We start from the raw sequence: 15,388 nt of genomic DNA on the forward strand, positions 1-15,388 counted from the left end.
ACAAAGACCAAAGCACTTCTGTAACGGGTCTAAGACGTCGTTCCGGCACCCTTCTTGTGCATCTTCCCTGTATCACCTGAACCTCGCTCCGTACGGTTTGTTCTTTGTCACTTATGCATGCAGGGTATAAAAGTGATCCATGACTCAGAACTCAAATGCGATTTTCATACTCCTTGGGATCAATGTATGAATGGCGAGAGAAGCGGCTCGCCATGGCTATTGCTCTTCGTGCACAAAACTGGCCTTATTCAAAGATCTCCCAACATTTATGCATCTCACCAAAAGGAATCATGAGAGACATTAAGTGTTACTATCAAAAGCTTTACTCGGCCAACACTTAGGCCTTCCACGCTCGTATTAACAACAATAAATCGATTCAGTCAAACCATATCCATTGGTTCGATAAAGCTGTTTGCCTACAAATGTTCATTCGGCAATACTTTTCTGACGGAGAAGAGTGAATATCAGATCAAACTCAACCAACTGATCATCTGTGGACTGTTTTACTTCCCATTCCGTTTTAATAGAAATGATCAGGCTACGCTGGCTTGGCCTCTCAGTTCAATTAGGCTGCTTGACTTTTGACTTTTCAGCCTGAGCAGTATTCTCTGCTTTTTGAGTTGATACCTTATCTGGCTTGTCTGTCGGCTTTTGATCTCCCTTTGTGCTTTTCGCAGAGGTTTTCACAGTGGTCGTCGCAGTGGTTTTCTTCTTTGTCTGCGTACTGACTAGATTTTTCTCACCCATGCCTTTGTAGAGGCCAAATATAATTGCTGATAGTACTGGGATAGAGCTAATACCACCAACGGCCACTTCAAATTGACTGAGACTCATCTGAGTTTAATTTCACAGCTGTTCGGCAACCTTAATCCTAAGACTCGCTTTGCCTGTATACGTTGACCTCCTGGCCGGCCTCATACCCACGCCATACCTGTAGCAAATGAGTCGATCCAAATCCGTTGGCGTCTTGCCGCAATCCTCTTGATTCAGGCCTAGCTGAGAGTCCATGATCGAGCCGGATCAATCCCTAGTTTGATCTTGAGTATCAACCTGCTACTGCTTTTAACCACGGCATAGGGGATCAGCCATCAACCAAGCTCCCTGCCTTGAACGTGACCTATCGATCCGAAGCTGCTTCTGCTGGTGTGCACTCTGATGAGAGGAGGCGAGTGAGTTTATTGCAACGTTCAAGACTTGAAGACCTCCCTCTTGACCATCAATTCGCTTGCCTCCTGATCCTTTAAGCGATTCGAGGCTAAAGCCTCTGTCATTAGGCCAGAATGGAATACTCAATCCCGACTCAATCCATTCATTCTCGAGTCTCTGGATGGCTTTCAAGCAGCGCAGTGATCAAACACTGCGCCATGAGGCATCTCTAAATATCATCACTGGCCGATTCCAGTAAAGCCATCAATTCTTGAAGCTCTGTTCTGCTTAGCAGCCAATCACCATCTTGATCTTTGATCACATGAGATGTCTTCAGCATCCATGAGTCTTCCAACTTGATGAGCTGGAAGTGCTTTGAGTTGTGATCAGCCATGACAGAGTTAATTCCCTCGCAAGCTTAGCGGTGAGTTTAGGGATTGACTCTTAATTCCTGACCAAAATAGCCTTCATCATTCAACCAGTCTCAGCACTTGTCATCGCCTTGGTTGCTGACATCTCGATTGCAAAGCCAGACAGCTTTAGGCAAAAATGCCCCTGGTCGCATCGCTGCAGAGCTCGCACGATGACCCCATCATTCAGCAGGAATCGTCATGCATGTCACCACGCTGGAGGATGGCTGTCTGAGGGTGTGCCTCCAGCAAGATGGTTTTGAATCATGCTGTGTGGTCTCCAGTCACCACCTTGTAGACAGTAAAAAACGTCAGCTTGAACGGGCCAATCTCCGCCTTGCTTCCACAGCCATGGGTCTGGGTTGTGACCAGCATCACAGCAGTTTGTGAGCTGAATTATCGAATCGGTTGACCAGAACAGCGACGTTGATGGCATCCGGAGGTCAGAACCTCCACCAGCCTGAATCAATGATGTCGTTTGAATCTGGTCTGATCGGAGCCTTGCTGGCTCTCACCTCTGCCTTCACCCTCAACACGGCCGAGCCAATCACTCCCCTCGCCCCGTCCTCCTCCAGGATCCAGCTCTCGTCAATCTCAGCTGACCCCTGCACCACCACCCTTCAGTGGCAGCTGAAGTCAAGCGAAGAAGGGGTTTCACAACCCACCAGAGCCGAGCAGCTCTTGACCGGCTGAAGCATGACGATGCTTGATTATTCGCCAAATGGCTGAGCATCAGCACCTAAAGGCTCGCCTACCTCAGCCCGCAACCAGGCGGGGCGTTCAGAGCGAGGATGTCTCCAGGCCAGGCTCAGGAGCGACTGAATGACCCGAGGCCTGGGAGGCCAACGACACGCCGGAGAAGACTCTCCACTGCTGGGTGTCGTTGACATGGCTGACGAATGCATCACTTCCACCTCCAGGGGTACGTCCGGTCTAAACAAGGTGACGCAGGGATGAATGAGAGCAATCGCTTAATTCGTCGCCTGCTTTAGGTATTCCTCCTCAAGCGCGCAGGCCCAGTCAGTCCGAGGATGACTCCAACCGGAGACAGCCAATCATGCGCATGCTCAGAACCTCCTCCGGATTCACCGCTGACTTCATCCAAGGCGGTCGCTTCCGCATCTGCGACGCCGGCGATCACTGCCATGTCGTGAACGATCGCCTCACGGCCTACCGCCTTGTCACGACTGCAGAAACACGGGGCATCTCCCTGGATGCAGCCATCGCCGAACGTGACGGACGCTGAGCCGCCGTTGCCTGACCACCGACGCATCCTCTGTTTCGGTGATTCCAACACCTGGGGATTCAATCCCAATGGCAGTGGTCGAATTGCCGATGGTCTGCGCTGGCCACAGCAACTGGCAGAGAATCTCCACGAGCGTCGACCTGCCATGCAATGGCATGTCATTGAAGAAGGGCTGAATTCCCGCACATGGCTGTTGGACGATCCCATCGGAGCAGCGCGCTATGGAGCGGATTACAGCTGCAGCGGCCGGAGCACGTTGATGACATCTCTCCACAGCCACAAACCTCTCGATACGGTGGTTCTGGCCCTCGGATGCAATGACTGCAAGGCCTATCTCAACCTTGCGGCTGAACAGATCACCACAGGGGCGCAGATTCTCATTCACGACATCCGCAGAGCCCATGACTGTGGCCCCAGAGCCATGCCAAAGCAATCTCCGGCGATCATTCTGATGACGCCTCCTGCTATCCAGATCACTCCCCAGTCCTTGGCTTGGGGATTTGAAGGCGCCGACGAGAAGTCGATTGCCCTGGCCGAGCTCTATCGCCAACTAGCGGCGGAGATGGGAGTGATCTATTTCAACGTGCAGACCGTCGCGAGCCCATCCCAGGTCGACGGCGTTCACTTCGACTGCAGCAACCAGGCATTGATCGCTGACGCTCTTGCCGAGCTCATCGCGGCCAAGGCGTGAAGGTGAGTGGCTGAAACTTCTCGATTGCAACCGTCCAGGCCCTCCCAACGATCGCCTGCAGTCCCTCCTGAAAAGCCTCGGTGTCACCTGTGTTGAGCCAAGCCGCTTTGAGCGCCGGCAGATCCTCCGGGAGACGCTCCATCGGCAACTCCACCAACAGAAAACTGGCGGGGCCCGCCGCCCGCTGCAGAGAACCCTCATCGCTGCGCTGCCAAACCCGCAGCAGCAACTCGAGAGCCAGCTCACGGGCGATCGCATGGGGATTGTCACCGGTCAAATCAGAAGCGGCATCGGCCGGCAGAGATCGTCCTCCCAGCGGCAGGGCACGGCGCCCGTTCTGCTCCATCAACGCCAGAGCAACGAGATAAGGGGCGTCAGCCATCGCGAAAAGCCTTGTTGAGCAAGCATCCTCCGCCACCGGGCCACAACCACACCACTCCTCAATAGAACACCTGTACCATTAAAGGCAGATGCATGGTTCGCGCGTTGGAGCTCCCGAACACGCCGCTGCCGCTCCGGTCCCGGCGCCGTCTACTTGCACTCCCCCTCGCCGAAGCACGTGTAGCAGCAGGGTTCCCCTCCCCAGCCGACGACTATGTGGACGTCGGGATTGACCTCAATGAGCAGCTGATTCACCACCCCAGCAGCACGTTCTTCTTACGCGTCAGCGGCGACTCGATGATCGGTGCCGGCATCCATGACGGCGACCTGCTGGTGATCGACCGCAGCCTCGAGCCCAGGCCGGGCCGAGTGGTTGTAGCCGTGCTGGATGGCGCCTTCACGCTCAAGCGCCTGATGCGTGATGGGCATGGTCTGCACCTGGAGGCCGCCCATCCGGACTATCCAAACCTGGAGCTTCAGCGCTGCATCGATGTGCAGATCTGGGGCGTAGCCATACACGTGATCCACCCACTCTGATGCCCCAGGCCATCGCATTGATCGACGCCAACAACTTCTATGCCTCCTGCGAGCAGAGCCTCGATCCAGCTCTACAGGGGAAGCCGGTGGTGGTGCTCTCCAACAACGATGGCTGCATCGTGGCCCGCAGTGCTGAAGCACGGGCCCTGGGTATCGCGATGGGAACACCCTTCTTTCAAGCCCAACGGGAGCTGCAACGCCTGAATGTGGTGGTGCGCAGCTCTAATTACGCCCTCTACGCCGACATGAGCCAGCGTCTCATGAGCTTGCTGGAGGTCCAGGTGGAAGAGCTCGAGATCTATTCGATCGATGAAGCCTTCGCCCATCTCACCAGGCCCGCCAACGGCGATCTGAACGCATGGGCCCGGCTGCTGCGCGCCCAGATCAAACGCAACCTGGGGCTACCGATTGCCATCGGCCTGGGAAGCAGCAAAGGCCAGGCCAAGCTCGCCAACCATCTCGCCAAAGGCATGTCCTCCCATGCCGGCGTGTTTGATCTGGGGCACTGCGCCGATCCCGATCCCTGGCTGGAGGCGATCCCGATCGAAGACGTCTGGGGGATCGGCCGGAAGCTGGCCCATTGGTGCCGAAGCCGCGGCATCACCAATGCAAGGGAATTGCGCGATATGCCCACCGGCGTACTCCGGTCGAAAGCAGGCGTGGTGGGTTGTCGATTGCAGCGAGAACTGCAAGGCCAAGCGTGCCTGCCCCTTGCACTGGCACCAGCTCCGAAGCAGGAAACCTGCGTGAGTCGAAGCTTCAGCCGACCGATCACCAACATCGAAGAACTACGGGAAGCGATCGCCTCCTATGTGGTGCGCGCGGCTGAAAAACTACGCCAACAGAGACAACACACCGCTGCCCTCACGATCTACACCCGTACCAGCGCTTTCAGTCCGGGGTTTTACAGCAAAGCAGCCAGCACCAGGCTCGACTTACCCAGCAATGACACCACCGTTTTACTGAAGGCAGCACTTCCCCTGGTCACACGCATTTTTCAACCGCATCGGCCGCTGGCGAAAGCCGGCGTCCTGATGCAGCACCTCCAAGCAGCCAACCAACTACAGCACCACCTGCTGGTCCCCTGCAGCCCCAAGGAGCAACAACGACGGGAGGCGTTGATGCACACCATCGACCGACTGAATCAACGCTACGGAAACGGCACGGTCGGCTGGGCCGCCTGCGGGATGGCACCGAGCTGGATGATGCGGCGTCAGCGACTAGGGCGCGCCGCCACAACACGACTGAGCGATGTGCCGGTGGTGCGGGCCTGAATGGATCAATGCCCGCTCACCATCGCCTGCACGATCTCCTGCATTTTGGGCTCAGGAATGTTCTTGAAGATGAGATCCCTGATCCAGGCCCGGACACCGGCGGAGGTGGAACGGTCAAGACTCTGGCGGGAATCTTGGATCACCGCATCGGCCACTGGCTTTCGTGCCTGCTGAAAACACTCAAAAATCTCTGGAACCGGCCGGCCCGATCCAATCAGTTCCGCCAAAGCCGCAGCATCGGCAATCGCTGCACAGGCCCCCATTCCGGCATAGGGACTGGTGGCATGGGCCGCATCACCGATCATCAAGACTCGATCGCGATACCAAGAGGAAAGAGCAAGAAGATCACCCGCCTGGGTGTAAACCATCTGATCTTCATTGGTGAGATCCAAACAGTGCTGAATCAGATCGGGAATGGGGTTCAGTCGACTCAAGATCTGCTGTTTCTTCGACACGGTGGCACTGGCCTGCATCTCCGTGAATGCGGCGTACCATCGAGTTTCACCATGGCCAAGCTGGGCGACACCGGCCTTGCAACCAGGTAACCAGAAATCCATCTGATAGCCGAGGGGGAGGCCAGGAGGGATCTGATCGATCACCGCGATCCAACCTCCAGACCCCAGCATGTTCAGCGCCACATCGGGATGGAGGAACTGGCGCACAACGCTATTGGCGCCATCACAGGCGATCACCACATCAGCCTGCAAACGACGACCATCGGCGAAGGTCACCATCGCTTGTTGCGGAGTGCTGTCCACAGAGACGCATTCATCGCCAAGCCTGAGGTCATCACCCACCATCTCCGCAAGCGTCTGGGAGAGACGTAAACGGTTGACCTCATAACTATCCGCCCCATTGAGACGGGAGATCTCACCGATCGGCATATCAACCACAAACCGACCTTGACGACCGTGCATGCGGAAGACCTCCAGCGGAGCGCCAAACGCGTCCACGGGGACTCCAAGATCCTGAAGGATCTTGATGGCGTAACTCCAAATCAGAAACCCGGTGGGGTGACTCTGATAGTGGCTGTATTTTTCGTGTACCGACACCTCGATTCCCTGTCGCTTCAGGGCGATCGCGAGAGTCAAACCGGCGATGCCACCGCCGATGATTGCCACCTTGTTCACGGCAAGGGTTGACGATGCCATAGCAGCAGCACAATCACACCCCTAAAGGATGCGGGACTGAACGCAAGGTGGGGTTGGAAAAGATGCCATCTCAATCAACTGAGAGGAAAGATTGAGAGCAGATCATGAGCGCAGTTCGTGAGCGCAGTTCGTGAGCGCAGTTCGTGATGGTGGATCATCAACAAGAACAACCTGCCAGCACACCCACTAGAGATCACAAGACATGGAATTCAGAAGCTGGAGAGCCTTGGTCTGCATCAGCTTGATCGGCATTGGCGCGTCAGGATTCACAGCCGCCAAGCCACGGCTCTGTCGGCTCGAAACAGCCACGACAGTCGTGCCTGTGTATTGGGCTCCTGGAGAAGGAATCAGGACCAACATCATCATCAGCGACTCCACACAGGTGGAGGTGGTCGGCTACGCGAACACCAGCTCAGGCAGACGGTGGGCGAAGGTGTTCATGGCCAATGAGATGCTGCCGGGCTGGGTGGAGGCAAACGTCCTGACCAACTGTCAGCCCGGTTGCCTCAAAGACACCTTCTTTCATGGTCCTTGCCGACCAGATCAGACATGGGAGCGCGACTGACGCCACCACAGACCCCTCAGAGGGATGAAGGTCAGCCCCAGATCAACTGCAGCTCCTGGGCTCGCTTAGACAGGATGAGCACCATGCCATTGCCATGAGCATTCAGGCCGGTCTGTTCCCGGAGCAGCACCGAACTGGCCAGAGCAATTCCACAGGTCTCAATGAACAGCACTGGCACGGTGCCTTCTTTGCCGTGCATGCTCTGTAGATCGAGGGCCTGACGCACGGCCTGCTGAGACCGCGTTGTCCCCAAACGCTCCACAAAGGAGGGCCAGAGATGGTTAACGGCCGTAAATGCCGCGAAATCGAAGGACGACTCAACCATCAGGGCAACTGCTGCACAAGGGCTTCGCTGATCATGGATGCGCTGAGAGCAATCGTCTCCAACGGATCCTCATTGTCGAGATAGGCCTCAAAGGATGAAAAGCGTTCAATCCTGGGCTCGGCTCCCTCTGCTGCGCAGGCGGCTTCCCAGTCGCCGTCTTCGGGCTTGACGGACACATAGGCCTGCAGCGCCTCCTCGAGGTCACCGCCATCGCCGATGCCCTCCCCATGCCAGAACGCTTCGAGAAATGCCGTCATCGCACAACACCGAATAGAGCAGGCCAGCGAACGATGCCGCTGTTTCAGCCATCATCGGGCTCCGGCCGCTGAACCTGATCCGGTAACCATGGCTAGAGAGCCAACAACAGTCGCTAACGCGAGGGTGATGCAGTCAATCGAGGAGTACTGCAAGGTCTTTCAGGGGTTCGATCAGCCCTGGCCAGCTCTGCCTTTGAAGCCCTCTGCCCAGGAGCGTTGGTGGGCCGAATGGCTGGCCAATACAACGGCCGATCAGTCTTGGTCGACCCTGCGCAAGGGGCTGCCCCAGCTCTGGATAACGCCCCATCCGGACGCCGCCAACAGTGAGGCCTACAAACGGCTTGTGCTGCGGGGGGAGTCCCCAAACGCCAGCGATCAGGCGATGGCCCCAAGCTTGCAGGATCCAGAAGGACTGACGATCAGCCTGGCCGCCCATCCTTGTGGATCGATACCGGTGCTCGAGTTCCGTCATCACGATGACTTCGTTCTGGTCGTGCGCTGTCTTGCACATCGGTGTGCGAGCTCCACGATCCAGCCCACCGTCCATGCCCAGGCGGTGGCAGGCCTAATCCACTGGGGATTGATTCGTGAGCTCGGGAGAGATCAACGTGCCCAGTTGCTGATCCTGCACCGGGCGCCCTACAGCTCCCTCTCCAGCAGTGTTGTGCCGGGGCAACTCAGTGAAGAGGAATGGATCGAACGGTCGAGGTGCTGGCGTTTGGAACATGAACTCACCCACATCGCCTGCAAGCGCCTGGTCGGGGAGATGCGCATCAACCTGTTTGATGAACTGATCGCCGATGCCCTGGGGATGCTCGCAGCAATGGGCTGGTTTAACGCTGAGCTGTTTCGCCTCGGGCTCGGTTGCAGTGACGCAGGTGACTTGCGTGACGATGCCCGTGCCCATGTCTATCTCCAGGAGCTGGCAACAGATCACCATCGCGACGCCTGCAGGATGGTGATGCAACGGGCTCGGGAACTGGAAGCCATGCTGCAGCGCAAGGAACTGCCAAAGAACACGATGCAGCTGCTGCACGTGCTGACGCACAACCGTTTGGATCAACCACTAACGCGATGTCCATGACCGAGGAGCAATCGCGAGGAGATTGCCAACACCGTCAGGTCAGGGTGTTGATCGTGGGCCTCGGGCCTGCAGGTTCCGCCTGTGGCATGGGGCTTGCTGACAGCGAGCTTGATGTGCTGGCCATCGACCGAGCCCATTTCCCCCGCGACAAGATCTGCGGTGATGCCCTGCCGCTCAATAGCCAGACCCTGATTGAGAGGCTGGGACTGAACGACCAATCACCACAGCTGCAGAAACGGAGCTTCCTGGCGGAGCAGGGCAGTGTGAGAGCCAGGCAGTACAGCAACAGAAACAGTCATGGGGGCTGGCATAGGAACGGCAATGGAATTCTGTCCGGAACACCATGCATGCAAACCGTTCGTCGCCGCGAGCTTGACCACTGGCTGATGCAGCGCTGCAAAGATCACCAGCTCGTGATGCAATTCGGATGGCAGGCGGAGAGGCTGCACTGGGACGCCAATGAGCAGCGTTGGAAGGTGAGCGGCAGCATTCACGATCCAGCCGGACAACGAACGGGTCAGTTTGCGATCAAGGCAGAGTTCGTGGTGGGCTGCGATGGCGCCGGGTCGATGATCCAACGACACTGCCATCTGTCGCAGGGGCGACCTCTGCTTGCCTTGGCCAGTCGCTGTTATCTGGGAGACGAGGCCATGGCACGCTCAGATCGTGGTTCAGGCGAGCCAATCTCCCGCATTGACTACCGCTGGCCTGGAGAAGCCACCTATGCCTGGGCCTTTGCTGTGCCGGGCGGCTACAACTGCGGCGTGGCGGCGATGCCGACACCCGAAGGTGGCCATGGATTGCGGGGAAAGGAGCTGATCAAGCGCACACGCCTCTGGATCGACCATCTGCTTTGCCAACTGGATGGTCAGAGACCGATCAAAAGGCACGATGCGACGGCCTCCTCCCAAAGGGAGATCAGAACCATGGCAATTCCGGTGTTGCATCCCATTGCTCAACTGCAGCCACCTGCGGGGGTACTGCTCACCGGAGATGCTGCATCATTGGTCGATCCTCACCAAGGCCACGGCATCGACCGAGCCATGGAAAGCGGTGCCCTTGCCGCTGAGGTGCTTCGCAATGGGATTTCTGCAGGACTGGGCCCGCAAGAATTGACCGAACATTTTCAAGATCGTCTACACACCTGGATTGAGATCTGGCGGCAGGACTGGCACGCCCTGGCTCTGGAACGGATGGATGATCAGGCGCTCAATCAGGCACTAGTGGGCCTGAGCTGACCAAGCAACACACAACACGAAGCTGCACTCAAGCCGCAGGAGGAACGTCGTCTGTGACGACCTCATTGGGATTGGCATAACCGGCGCAACGCTGCTCATCGAGGTGGGCGATGTGTTTCCGCTCGCAGTAGTAGAGCTCCTGGAAGCGAAGAGCGTCGGCATTGAGGTCTTCAAACAGGGCGTGGATGCGCTGCTCCATATCGATGTTGGCCAGTGCCTGCGGCTGATCCTGCTCCTGGGCGATCAGCGATGCGATGCAACGTTCAAGCGTCTGCAGGCGTTGCCCACCCCAGGCTTCAAGCAGATGGCGACAACGCTTCAGACTTTTCTGACGTTCGAGAACGGCAGCTGTGCCGCGCAGCTGCTGCAGAGGGTTACTCAAGGCAAGTCGCTGAAGTTCACCCGGTTCGAGCAATGGGGTGAGCCGCGACACCAACGCACTGTTCTCAAGCAGAAGCTGATCAGTGAGCAGACGTGGCAAATCAAGGTCTGCCAGGTCCTCGCCACTGTCCTGACCGCGACTGACGGCCTCCAGCCGGCCGGAGCCGATGTTTGTTTCCTCCAGATCGGTGAGAGTTGCCCAGAGCAGCCGGTGATGTTGCAGCGCGAAATCTTCTAATTCGCGCTGACGCAGTTCCCGCCGAATCGCACTGCGATAGGAGGGGCAGTGGAGATACAGGCGCAGGATCTCGGCCTCAGAACGCTCCCGTTGGCTGGATTCGCCAGGTTGTTCGAACCGGGCCGATCGACCATGCCAGCGCTGACCCTTCACCTGCTGTCGCAGATCCTCCTCAAGCTGCAATGCCAGTCGTCCCTGCCCACCACTGAGTCGTTCCGCGACCCGTTGGAGGTAATGGGTGCGAATCGCTGATTGGGGCAGCTTGCCCAGCAGGGCCACCAAGGCACTAACACCCTGCTGGAACTGATCCGCTTTCGCCAGATCGCGGCCTTCAAGCACCTGCTCAATCTGCCAATCGAGCCAGAGCGGCGCCTGATCTAAGAGGGCGCGGTAATCACCGGAGCCGTGCTCCTTGAGGTAGTCATCGGGATCCTTGCCGGAAGGCAAGTGGAGCACCCGCAACTCAAGCTGGCCCTGAAGAGCCAACTGTTCCACCTCACCAATGGCACGGTTGGCGGCCCGAACCCCGGCACCATCGGCATCGAAATTGAGCACGATGCGCTTACCGTCACTACAACGGCAGAGCTGAGTGATCTGTTGCCCACTCAGGGCTGTGCCAAGGGCTGCCACAGCATTGGTGATGCCGGCGGCATGAAGAGCAATCACATCGAAATAGCCCTCCACGACAACAGCCCGGTCGTCTTTGCGAATGGCGTTGGCAGCTCGATCGAGACCAAACAGATGCTTGCCTTTCTCGAACACCTCCGTTTCTGGGGAGTTGAGGTATTTGGGCTCGCCTCCATCCAGACTGCGACCACCGAAACCGATCACCCGACCTTGACGGTCTCGGATCGGCACCATCACCCGATGGCGGAAACGGTCATAAAAACCATTGCCACCCTTACGGGGCACCACAAGACCGGCCGCCTCGAGGAGTTCCGGGGCCAAGCCTTCCACCTCCTGAAGGTGCTTCAGCAGGCCATCCCACTGTTCCGGGGCATAACCGAGTTCAAAGGCATCAAGAGTGGCCTCACTGAGCCCCCGGCTCTCGCGCAGATACTGCAGAGCACCCTGGCCAGCCTCACTGCGCAACTGAGTGCGGAACCAGCCCGAAGCCAAAGCCAGTGCGCGATGCAATTTCTCTCGCCGTGAGAGCTGCTGGCGGAGACGTTCCTGCTGCGGACCGTCGACGGTCTCCACAGGCAACTGATATTTGCGTGCCAGCTCCAGCACAACGTCGCTGAAGCTCTGCCGCTGCAGTTCCATCAGAAACTTGATGGAGTTCCCGCCTGCACCGCAAGAAAAGCAGTAATAGAACTGCTTGGCGGGCGACACCGTCATCGACGGCTTGCTGTCGTCATGGAACGGACAGATGCCGACGAACTCACGCCCCTTCTTCTTGAGAACGACGTGCTCACCGACCACATCAACAATGTCGGCCCGTTCCTTGACGGCGTCGATGGTGCGGGGGTGAAGACGGGGCATCGCCATGGCCCCATTCTGCGAGACCTTGCGCACATCGGTGAGGCAGCGTGCGGTGCGAAGGTTGGCCCGTGATCAACAACGGCCACGGATGCACCCTCTGCTGAATGCAATCCGAGGCAGTCAGTCGCCGAAGGAATGGCGCGCCTGCGCACTGCTGATTCTCTGCGCGCTGGCGTTCAGTGTGATGACCGTTTGCGTGAAGCAACTCGGTGGTGAGCTGCCTGTCGCAGAGATCGTGCTGGTTCGCTCATTGATCAGCATCCTGATCACCCTGGTGATGCTGAAACAAGCCCAGGTCTCCCCCTGGGGTCAGCAGCGAAGCCTGTTGCTGCTTCGTGGCGTCCTTGGCACCACGGCACTGCTCTGTTTTTTTGAAGCCCTGGCCCGTCTGCCCCTGGCAGCTGCCACCCTGCTGCAATACACCTACCCCACTCTGACGGCTCTCAGCGCCTGGGTTTGGCTAGGGGAACCGATCAGGCGACGGATCGGCCTCGCGGTGTTGCTCGGCTTGGCGGGTGTCATGCTCGTGGTCCAGCCTGAATGGATCGGAAGCCCCGTGTTGGGCTCACTGACAGGCTCAAGCACTACGAGCTTGGCCCCATCGACGGCAGCCTTGCCGGCCATAGCGGTGGTGATCGGCTTGGCTGGCGCCTTACTCACCGCTCTGGCCTACGTGAGCGTCCGACAATTGTCGGTGCGCGAACACCCGCTGGTGATCGTGTTCTATTTCCCATTGGTGTCGGTACCGGCCACGCTTCCGTTCCTCTGGGGAGACGCGATCTGGCCCAGCAGCGTGCAATGGTTTTGGCTTGTGGGTGTGGGAGTGTTCACCCAGCTCGGCCAGGTGTGGCTCACGGAAGGATTGGCAACGCTACCGGCGGCGCGAGCCACCTCGATCAATTACGTGCAGGTGGTCTTCGCGGCCCTCTGGGGTGTGATGTTTTTTGCTGAGCCGATCACGAGCACCATGGTGGTCGGTGCGGCTTGCGTGCTTGGAGCAACACTGATCAGCCTCAGCGCCCGTCAGCCACGCTGAGCAGTCATGCGCTCAGCCAGCATCAATCGGCAGGGGGAAGGTGAGCCAGTCCTGGGATCCACCGTCACTGCTGCCAGCCGGTTGAGCCAGACGCCAGCTCTCGCCCCGCTCTCCACGCTCCAAAAACAATTCGAACGGACTATCGACTCTCACCCTGTCACCAGGCAGACGCCAATCGAAGCGCCCGGTGAGATGCAAACCACGATGGTCAGCCAATGTGATCGCTTCCTGTGACTCCACCCTGACTCGACTGACCTCAGGGGCACCAGCTGCATCGAGGTCGAGGGAGGTGGCGATGGCGGACTGGGTGAGTTCGATCTGCAAACCCAGAGCTTTCAGCAGAACGGAGCGAGGAGGCTGATTCACACCCGTACAAGCCGTCATGCCCAAGCCGAGCACAACCACGCAAATCAAGGCAAGACCTCTTTGCATCCACCGTCTCAGACGGAGAACAAGGGGTGAAAGACTCGACAGGTCAGGCAGCATGGGCAGATCAGGAGCAACCCCATGATCGGCTGGCTGCAAGGGGATCGGATCGACACCTGGTCTCAAGGTGGGCGTCAGGGACTCGTCATCGCTTGCGGTGGCGTGGGTTACGAGGTTCAGTTCACATCTGGACATCGCATCAAACTGGAAGGTGAACGTCGCTGCACGGCATGGATCCATCAGGTGCAGCGCGAGGACGGATGCAGTCTGTTTGGATTTATTGAGCGACGCGAGCGGGATCTGTTCCGAACATTGATCAGCGTCAATGGTGTCGGACCCCAGATGGCTCTGGCCCTGCTCGAATGCTGTGGTGCCGAGGCTCTAGTGGAGGCGATTGTGGATGGGGATCTACGCCGTCTCAGCCAGGCCCAAGGTGTGGGGAAACGCACAGCTGAACGACTGGCCGTGGAATTGCGCGATCGCCTCAGCGAATGGAAGACACCAGACGCAGACAGCTTGTCGTTGGTAGATCGCAGCGATCTCAAAGCGCTACCGATTCAGGGGGACCCCCTCCAGGAGCTGCAGCAGACCCTAGAGACACTCGGCTACGAAGACTTGGAAATCCGCCGGGCGATGCGCGCCGTTGCATCAGGGGCTGAACCACCAGCAACAACTGACACCGATGGCTGGCTGCGCGAAAGCCTGCGTTGGCTCAGCCGATCATCGGCATAGGGGCAGGCGAGGGGGTAAATTGGTTGTTTGCACTGTCAGGGCCAGACGCCGCGCATGTCGCTCGATACCACTCAGAAGCAGCAACTGATCAACACGCACCAGACCCACGCCACCGATACCGGTTCGGCTGAGGTTCAGGTGGCCATGCTGACCGAGCGCATCTCGAAGCTCAGCAGCCATCTGCAGCAGAACATCCACGACTTCTCCTCCCGTCAGGGTCTGCTCAAGATGATCGGTCGCCGCAAGCGACTGCTGACCTATGTGCGTAACCAGAGCGAGCAGCGCTACAGCAATCTGATTGGCAAACTGGGCATCCGCGGCTGATTCGCCGCACCAGCAAGCTTTCTGCCATGGTCGACCAGCGCAAACCCTTGCCGTTTGAACCCCGCAGGTCAGCCGAGGAGAACAGCGGCAGCACAGGCCGCGCATCGGCAAAAGCGTCGTCCGAACCCATCCCCAAAGCGGTGGCGAATCGGATGGCGCGTCGTGTCGCCATTGCTACGGGTGTGCCCTCCGTGATGGGCATGGCGGTGTTTGTGATCAGCTATCTGCTGGTGAGTCGTCAGATCCTCGATATTCCACCAGGCGTCACCCTGATCAGCTCAGGCGCATGCTTCCTCTTGGGCCTCCTGGGCTTGAGTTATGGAGTGCTGTCTGCAAGCTGGGAACCGCAGCCTGGAAGTCTGCTGGGCATTGAGCACATCAAGCCCAACATGCAACGACTGCGGTCGTCAATGAAGGCACAGAACAGCAAGACCTGATCGTCCAACTCGTGAAGGCTTGCC

Annotated in this window: 21 protein-coding genes; 13 read left to right on the forward strand and 8 right to left on the reverse strand. The window is 58.2% G+C overall.

Features of this window, described 5'->3' with window-relative positions; genetic code table 11:
• Window positions 1-561: 561 nt before the first annotated feature.
• Window positions 562-834, reverse strand: a complete 273-nt coding sequence (locus DXY16_RS13800; RefSeq protein ID WP_115121693.1) for a hypothetical protein — start codon at window positions 832-834, stop codon at window positions 562-564.
• A gap of 541 nt (window positions 835-1,375) precedes the next feature.
• Window positions 1,376-1,540, reverse strand: a complete 165-nt coding sequence (locus DXY16_RS14935) for a hypothetical protein (protein ID WP_170953971.1) — start codon at window positions 1,538-1,540, stop codon at window positions 1,376-1,378.
• Between the two features lie 445 nt (window positions 1,541-1,985).
• Between DXY16_RS14935 and DXY16_RS13810 the strand changes: the two genes are divergently transcribed.
• The 4 genes from DXY16_RS13810 to DXY16_RS13820 all read left to right on the forward strand — a co-directional run bounded on the left by DXY16_RS13810 (window position 1,986) and on the right by DXY16_RS13820 (window position 3,493).
• Window positions 1,986-2,249, forward strand: a complete 264-nt coding sequence (locus DXY16_RS13810) for a hypothetical protein (protein WP_115121694.1) — start codon at window positions 1,986-1,988, stop codon at window positions 2,247-2,249.
• A 129-nt stretch (window positions 2,250-2,378) separates the two neighbouring features.
• The gene (locus tag DXY16_RS15305) at window positions 2,379-2,513 is read left to right on the forward strand and encodes a hypothetical protein (RefSeq protein ID WP_256359596.1); all 135 of its coding nucleotides are present in this window, start codon (window positions 2,379-2,381) and stop codon (window positions 2,511-2,513) included.
• 100 nt (window positions 2,514-2,613) lie between these two features.
• A complete protein-coding gene (locus DXY16_RS13815) occupies window positions 2,614-2,802 on the forward strand; it encodes a hypothetical protein (protein ID WP_115018157.1) in 189 nt (62 codons plus the stop codon).
• Window positions 2,789-3,493 carry an SGNH/GDSL hydrolase family protein gene (locus DXY16_RS13820; RefSeq protein ID WP_244281700.1) on the forward strand — a complete coding sequence of 235 codons (705 nt, stop codon included), beginning with the start codon at window positions 2,789-2,791 and terminating at the stop codon, window positions 3,491-3,493. Before DXY16_RS13815 ends, DXY16_RS13820 begins: the two co-directional genes overlap by 14 nt.
• Here DXY16_RS13820 and DXY16_RS13825 read toward each other — a convergent pair.
• Window positions 3,474-3,875, reverse strand: coding sequence for a hypothetical protein (locus tag DXY16_RS13825; protein ID WP_115121696.1), 402 nt, complete (start codon window positions 3,873-3,875; stop codon window positions 3,474-3,476). The genes DXY16_RS13820 and DXY16_RS13825 overlap by 20 nt on opposite strands.
• 92 nt (window positions 3,876-3,967) lie before the next feature.
• On the opposite strand from DXY16_RS13825, the gene DXY16_RS13830 reads away from it, so the two are divergent.
• Together DXY16_RS13830 and DXY16_RS13835 are read left to right on the forward strand one after the other, a co-directional pair.
• Window positions 3,968-4,411, forward strand: a complete 444-nt coding sequence (locus tag DXY16_RS13830; protein ID WP_170953972.1) for a LexA family transcriptional regulator — start codon at window positions 3,968-3,970, stop codon at window positions 4,409-4,411.
• The gene (locus DXY16_RS13835; protein ID WP_115121697.1) at window positions 4,411-5,685 is read left to right on the forward strand and encodes a Y-family DNA polymerase; all 1,275 of its coding nucleotides are present in this window, start codon (window positions 4,411-4,413) and stop codon (window positions 5,683-5,685) included. Before DXY16_RS13830 ends, DXY16_RS13835 begins: the two co-directional genes overlap by 1 nt.
• 5 nt (window positions 5,686-5,690) lie before the next feature.
• Here the strand turns inward: DXY16_RS13835 and DXY16_RS13840 are convergent, their stop codons facing one another.
• Window positions 5,691-6,836 carry an NAD(P)/FAD-dependent oxidoreductase gene (locus DXY16_RS13840; RefSeq protein WP_115121698.1) on the reverse strand — a complete coding sequence of 382 codons (1,146 nt, stop codon included), beginning with the start codon at window positions 6,834-6,836 and terminating at the stop codon, window positions 5,691-5,693.
• Between the two features lie 202 nt (window positions 6,837-7,038).
• Between DXY16_RS13840 and DXY16_RS13845 the strand changes: the two genes are divergently transcribed.
• Window positions 7,039-7,401 carry a hypothetical protein gene (locus tag DXY16_RS13845; protein WP_115121699.1) on the forward strand — a complete coding sequence of 121 codons (363 nt, stop codon included), beginning with the start codon at window positions 7,039-7,041 and terminating at the stop codon, window positions 7,399-7,401.
• A gap of 31 nt (window positions 7,402-7,432) precedes the next feature.
• On the opposite strand, the gene DXY16_RS13850 is transcribed toward DXY16_RS13845, so the two are convergent.
• Both DXY16_RS13850 and DXY16_RS13855 read right to left on the reverse strand, forming a co-directional pair.
• Entirely contained in the window at window positions 7,433-7,726 is a 294-nt protein-coding gene (locus tag DXY16_RS13850; protein WP_115121700.1) for a hypothetical protein, read from the reverse strand.
• A complete protein-coding gene (locus tag DXY16_RS13855; protein WP_115121701.1) occupies window positions 7,726-7,983 on the reverse strand; it encodes a hypothetical protein in 258 nt (85 codons plus the stop codon). Before DXY16_RS13855 ends, DXY16_RS13850 begins: the two co-directional genes overlap by 1 nt.
• Before the next feature lie 88 nt (window positions 7,984-8,071).
• Between DXY16_RS13855 and DXY16_RS13860 the strand changes: the two genes are divergently transcribed.
• Together DXY16_RS13860 and DXY16_RS13865 are read left to right on the forward strand one after the other, a co-directional pair.
• Entirely contained in the window at window positions 8,072-9,067 is a 996-nt protein-coding gene (locus DXY16_RS13860; protein WP_244281701.1) for a hypothetical protein, read from the forward strand.
• A complete protein-coding gene (locus tag DXY16_RS13865) occupies window positions 9,064-10,305 on the forward strand; it encodes an NAD(P)/FAD-dependent oxidoreductase (protein ID WP_170953973.1) in 1,242 nt (413 codons plus the stop codon). The genes DXY16_RS13860 and DXY16_RS13865 overlap by 4 nt, the downstream gene beginning before the upstream one ends.
• A 28-nt stretch (window positions 10,306-10,333) precedes the next feature.
• Here the strand turns inward: DXY16_RS13865 and dnaG are convergent, their stop codons facing one another.
• Window positions 10,334-12,415 (reverse strand): DNA primase, encoded by a 2,082-nt coding sequence (gene dnaG / locus DXY16_RS13870; protein ID WP_115121704.1) that lies wholly within the window; start codon window positions 12,413-12,415, stop codon window positions 10,334-10,336.
• Between the two features lie 82 nt (window positions 12,416-12,497).
• Between dnaG and DXY16_RS13875 the strand changes: the two genes are divergently transcribed.
• On the forward strand, window positions 12,498-13,445 hold the full coding sequence (locus DXY16_RS13875; protein ID WP_115121799.1) for a DMT family transporter: 948 nt from the start codon (window positions 12,498-12,500) through the stop codon (window positions 13,443-13,445).
• Between the two features lie 12 nt (window positions 13,446-13,457).
• Here the strand turns inward: DXY16_RS13875 and DXY16_RS13880 are convergent, their stop codons facing one another.
• Entirely contained in the window at window positions 13,458-13,931 is a 474-nt protein-coding gene (locus tag DXY16_RS13880) for a hypothetical protein (protein ID WP_115121705.1), read from the reverse strand.
• Window positions 13,932-13,952: 21 nt separating this feature from the next.
• Between DXY16_RS13880 and ruvA the strand changes: the two genes are divergently transcribed.
• From ruvA to DXY16_RS13895, 3 genes are read left to right on the forward strand one after another with little or no spacing between them, the layout of a single operon-like run.
• Complete coding sequence (gene ruvA / locus DXY16_RS13885) at window positions 13,953-14,603, forward strand: Holliday junction branch migration protein RuvA (RefSeq protein WP_115121706.1); 651 nt, start codon at window positions 13,953-13,955, stop codon at window positions 14,601-14,603.
• Window positions 14,604-14,657: 54 nt separating this feature from the next.
• Complete coding sequence (gene rpsO, locus DXY16_RS13890) at window positions 14,658-14,927, forward strand: 30S ribosomal protein S15 (protein ID WP_115121707.1); 270 nt, start codon at window positions 14,658-14,660, stop codon at window positions 14,925-14,927.
• Window positions 14,928-14,953: 26 nt separating this feature from the next.
• On the forward strand, window positions 14,954-15,364 hold the full coding sequence (locus tag DXY16_RS13895) for a PAM68 family protein (protein WP_115121708.1): 411 nt from the start codon (window positions 14,954-14,956) through the stop codon (window positions 15,362-15,364).
• The last annotated feature ends 24 nt before the right edge of the window (window positions 15,365-15,388 follow it).

The organism is Synechococcus sp. UW105 (assembly GCF_900473935.1).
Classification (GTDB): Bacteria; Cyanobacteriota; Cyanobacteriia; order PCC-6307; family Cyanobiaceae; genus Synechococcus_C.

What these genes read in the sequence shown, in the direction of transcription:
- DXY16_RS13800 (WP_115121693.1), bottom strand. Translation starts at nt 834, where the DNA reads ATGAGTCTCAGTCAATTTGAAGTGGCCGTTGGTGGTATTAGCTCTATC.
- DXY16_RS14935 (WP_170953971.1), bottom strand. Translation starts at nt 1,540, where the DNA reads ATGGCTGATCACAACTCAAAGCACTTCCAGCTCATCAAGTTGGAAGAC.
- DXY16_RS13810 (WP_115121694.1), top strand. Translation starts at nt 1,986, where the DNA reads ATGGCATCCGGAGGTCAGAACCTCCACCAGCCTGAATCAATGATGTCG.
- DXY16_RS15305 (WP_256359596.1), top strand. Translation starts at nt 2,379, where the DNA reads ATGACCCGAGGCCTGGGAGGCCAACGACACGCCGGAGAAGACTCTCCA.
- DXY16_RS13815 (WP_115018157.1), top strand. Translation starts at nt 2,614, where the DNA reads ATGCGCATGCTCAGAACCTCCTCCGGATTCACCGCTGACTTCATCCAA.
- DXY16_RS13825 (WP_115121696.1), bottom strand. Translation starts at nt 3,875, where the DNA reads ATGGCTGACGCCCCTTATCTCGTTGCTCTGGCGTTGATGGAGCAGAAC.
- DXY16_RS13830 (WP_170953972.1), top strand. Translation starts at nt 3,968, where the DNA reads ATGGTTCGCGCGTTGGAGCTCCCGAACACGCCGCTGCCGCTCCGGTCC.
- DXY16_RS13835 (WP_115121697.1), top strand. Translation starts at nt 4,411, where the DNA reads ATGCCCCAGGCCATCGCATTGATCGACGCCAACAACTTCTATGCCTCC.
- DXY16_RS13840 (WP_115121698.1), bottom strand. Translation starts at nt 6,836, where the DNA reads ATGGCATCGTCAACCCTTGCCGTGAACAAGGTGGCAATCATCGGCGGT.
- DXY16_RS13845 (WP_115121699.1), top strand. Translation starts at nt 7,039, where the DNA reads ATGGAATTCAGAAGCTGGAGAGCCTTGGTCTGCATCAGCTTGATCGGC.
- DXY16_RS13850 (WP_115121700.1), bottom strand. Translation starts at nt 7,726, where the DNA reads ATGGTTGAGTCGTCCTTCGATTTCGCGGCATTTACGGCCGTTAACCAT.
- DXY16_RS13855 (WP_115121701.1), bottom strand. Translation starts at nt 7,983, where the DNA reads ATGACGGCATTTCTCGAAGCGTTCTGGCATGGGGAGGGCATCGGCGAT.
- DXY16_RS13860 (WP_244281701.1), top strand. Translation starts at nt 8,072, where the DNA reads ATGGCTAGAGAGCCAACAACAGTCGCTAACGCGAGGGTGATGCAGTCA.
- DXY16_RS13865 (WP_170953973.1), top strand. Translation starts at nt 9,064, where the DNA reads ATGACCGAGGAGCAATCGCGAGGAGATTGCCAACACCGTCAGGTCAGG.
- dnaG (WP_115121704.1), bottom strand. Translation starts at nt 12,415, where the DNA reads ATGGCGATGCCCCGTCTTCACCCCCGCACCATCGACGCCGTCAAGGAA.
- DXY16_RS13875 (WP_115121799.1), top strand. Translation starts at nt 12,498, where the DNA reads ATGCACCCTCTGCTGAATGCAATCCGAGGCAGTCAGTCGCCGAAGGAA.
- DXY16_RS13880 (WP_115121705.1), bottom strand. Translation starts at nt 13,931, where the DNA reads ATGCTGCCTGACCTGTCGAGTCTTTCACCCCTTGTTCTCCGTCTGAGA.
- ruvA (WP_115121706.1), top strand. Translation starts at nt 13,953, where the DNA reads ATGATCGGCTGGCTGCAAGGGGATCGGATCGACACCTGGTCTCAAGGT.
- rpsO (WP_115121707.1), top strand. Translation starts at nt 14,658, where the DNA reads ATGTCGCTCGATACCACTCAGAAGCAGCAACTGATCAACACGCACCAG.
- DXY16_RS13895 (WP_115121708.1), top strand. Translation starts at nt 14,954, where the DNA reads ATGGTCGACCAGCGCAAACCCTTGCCGTTTGAACCCCGCAGGTCAGCC.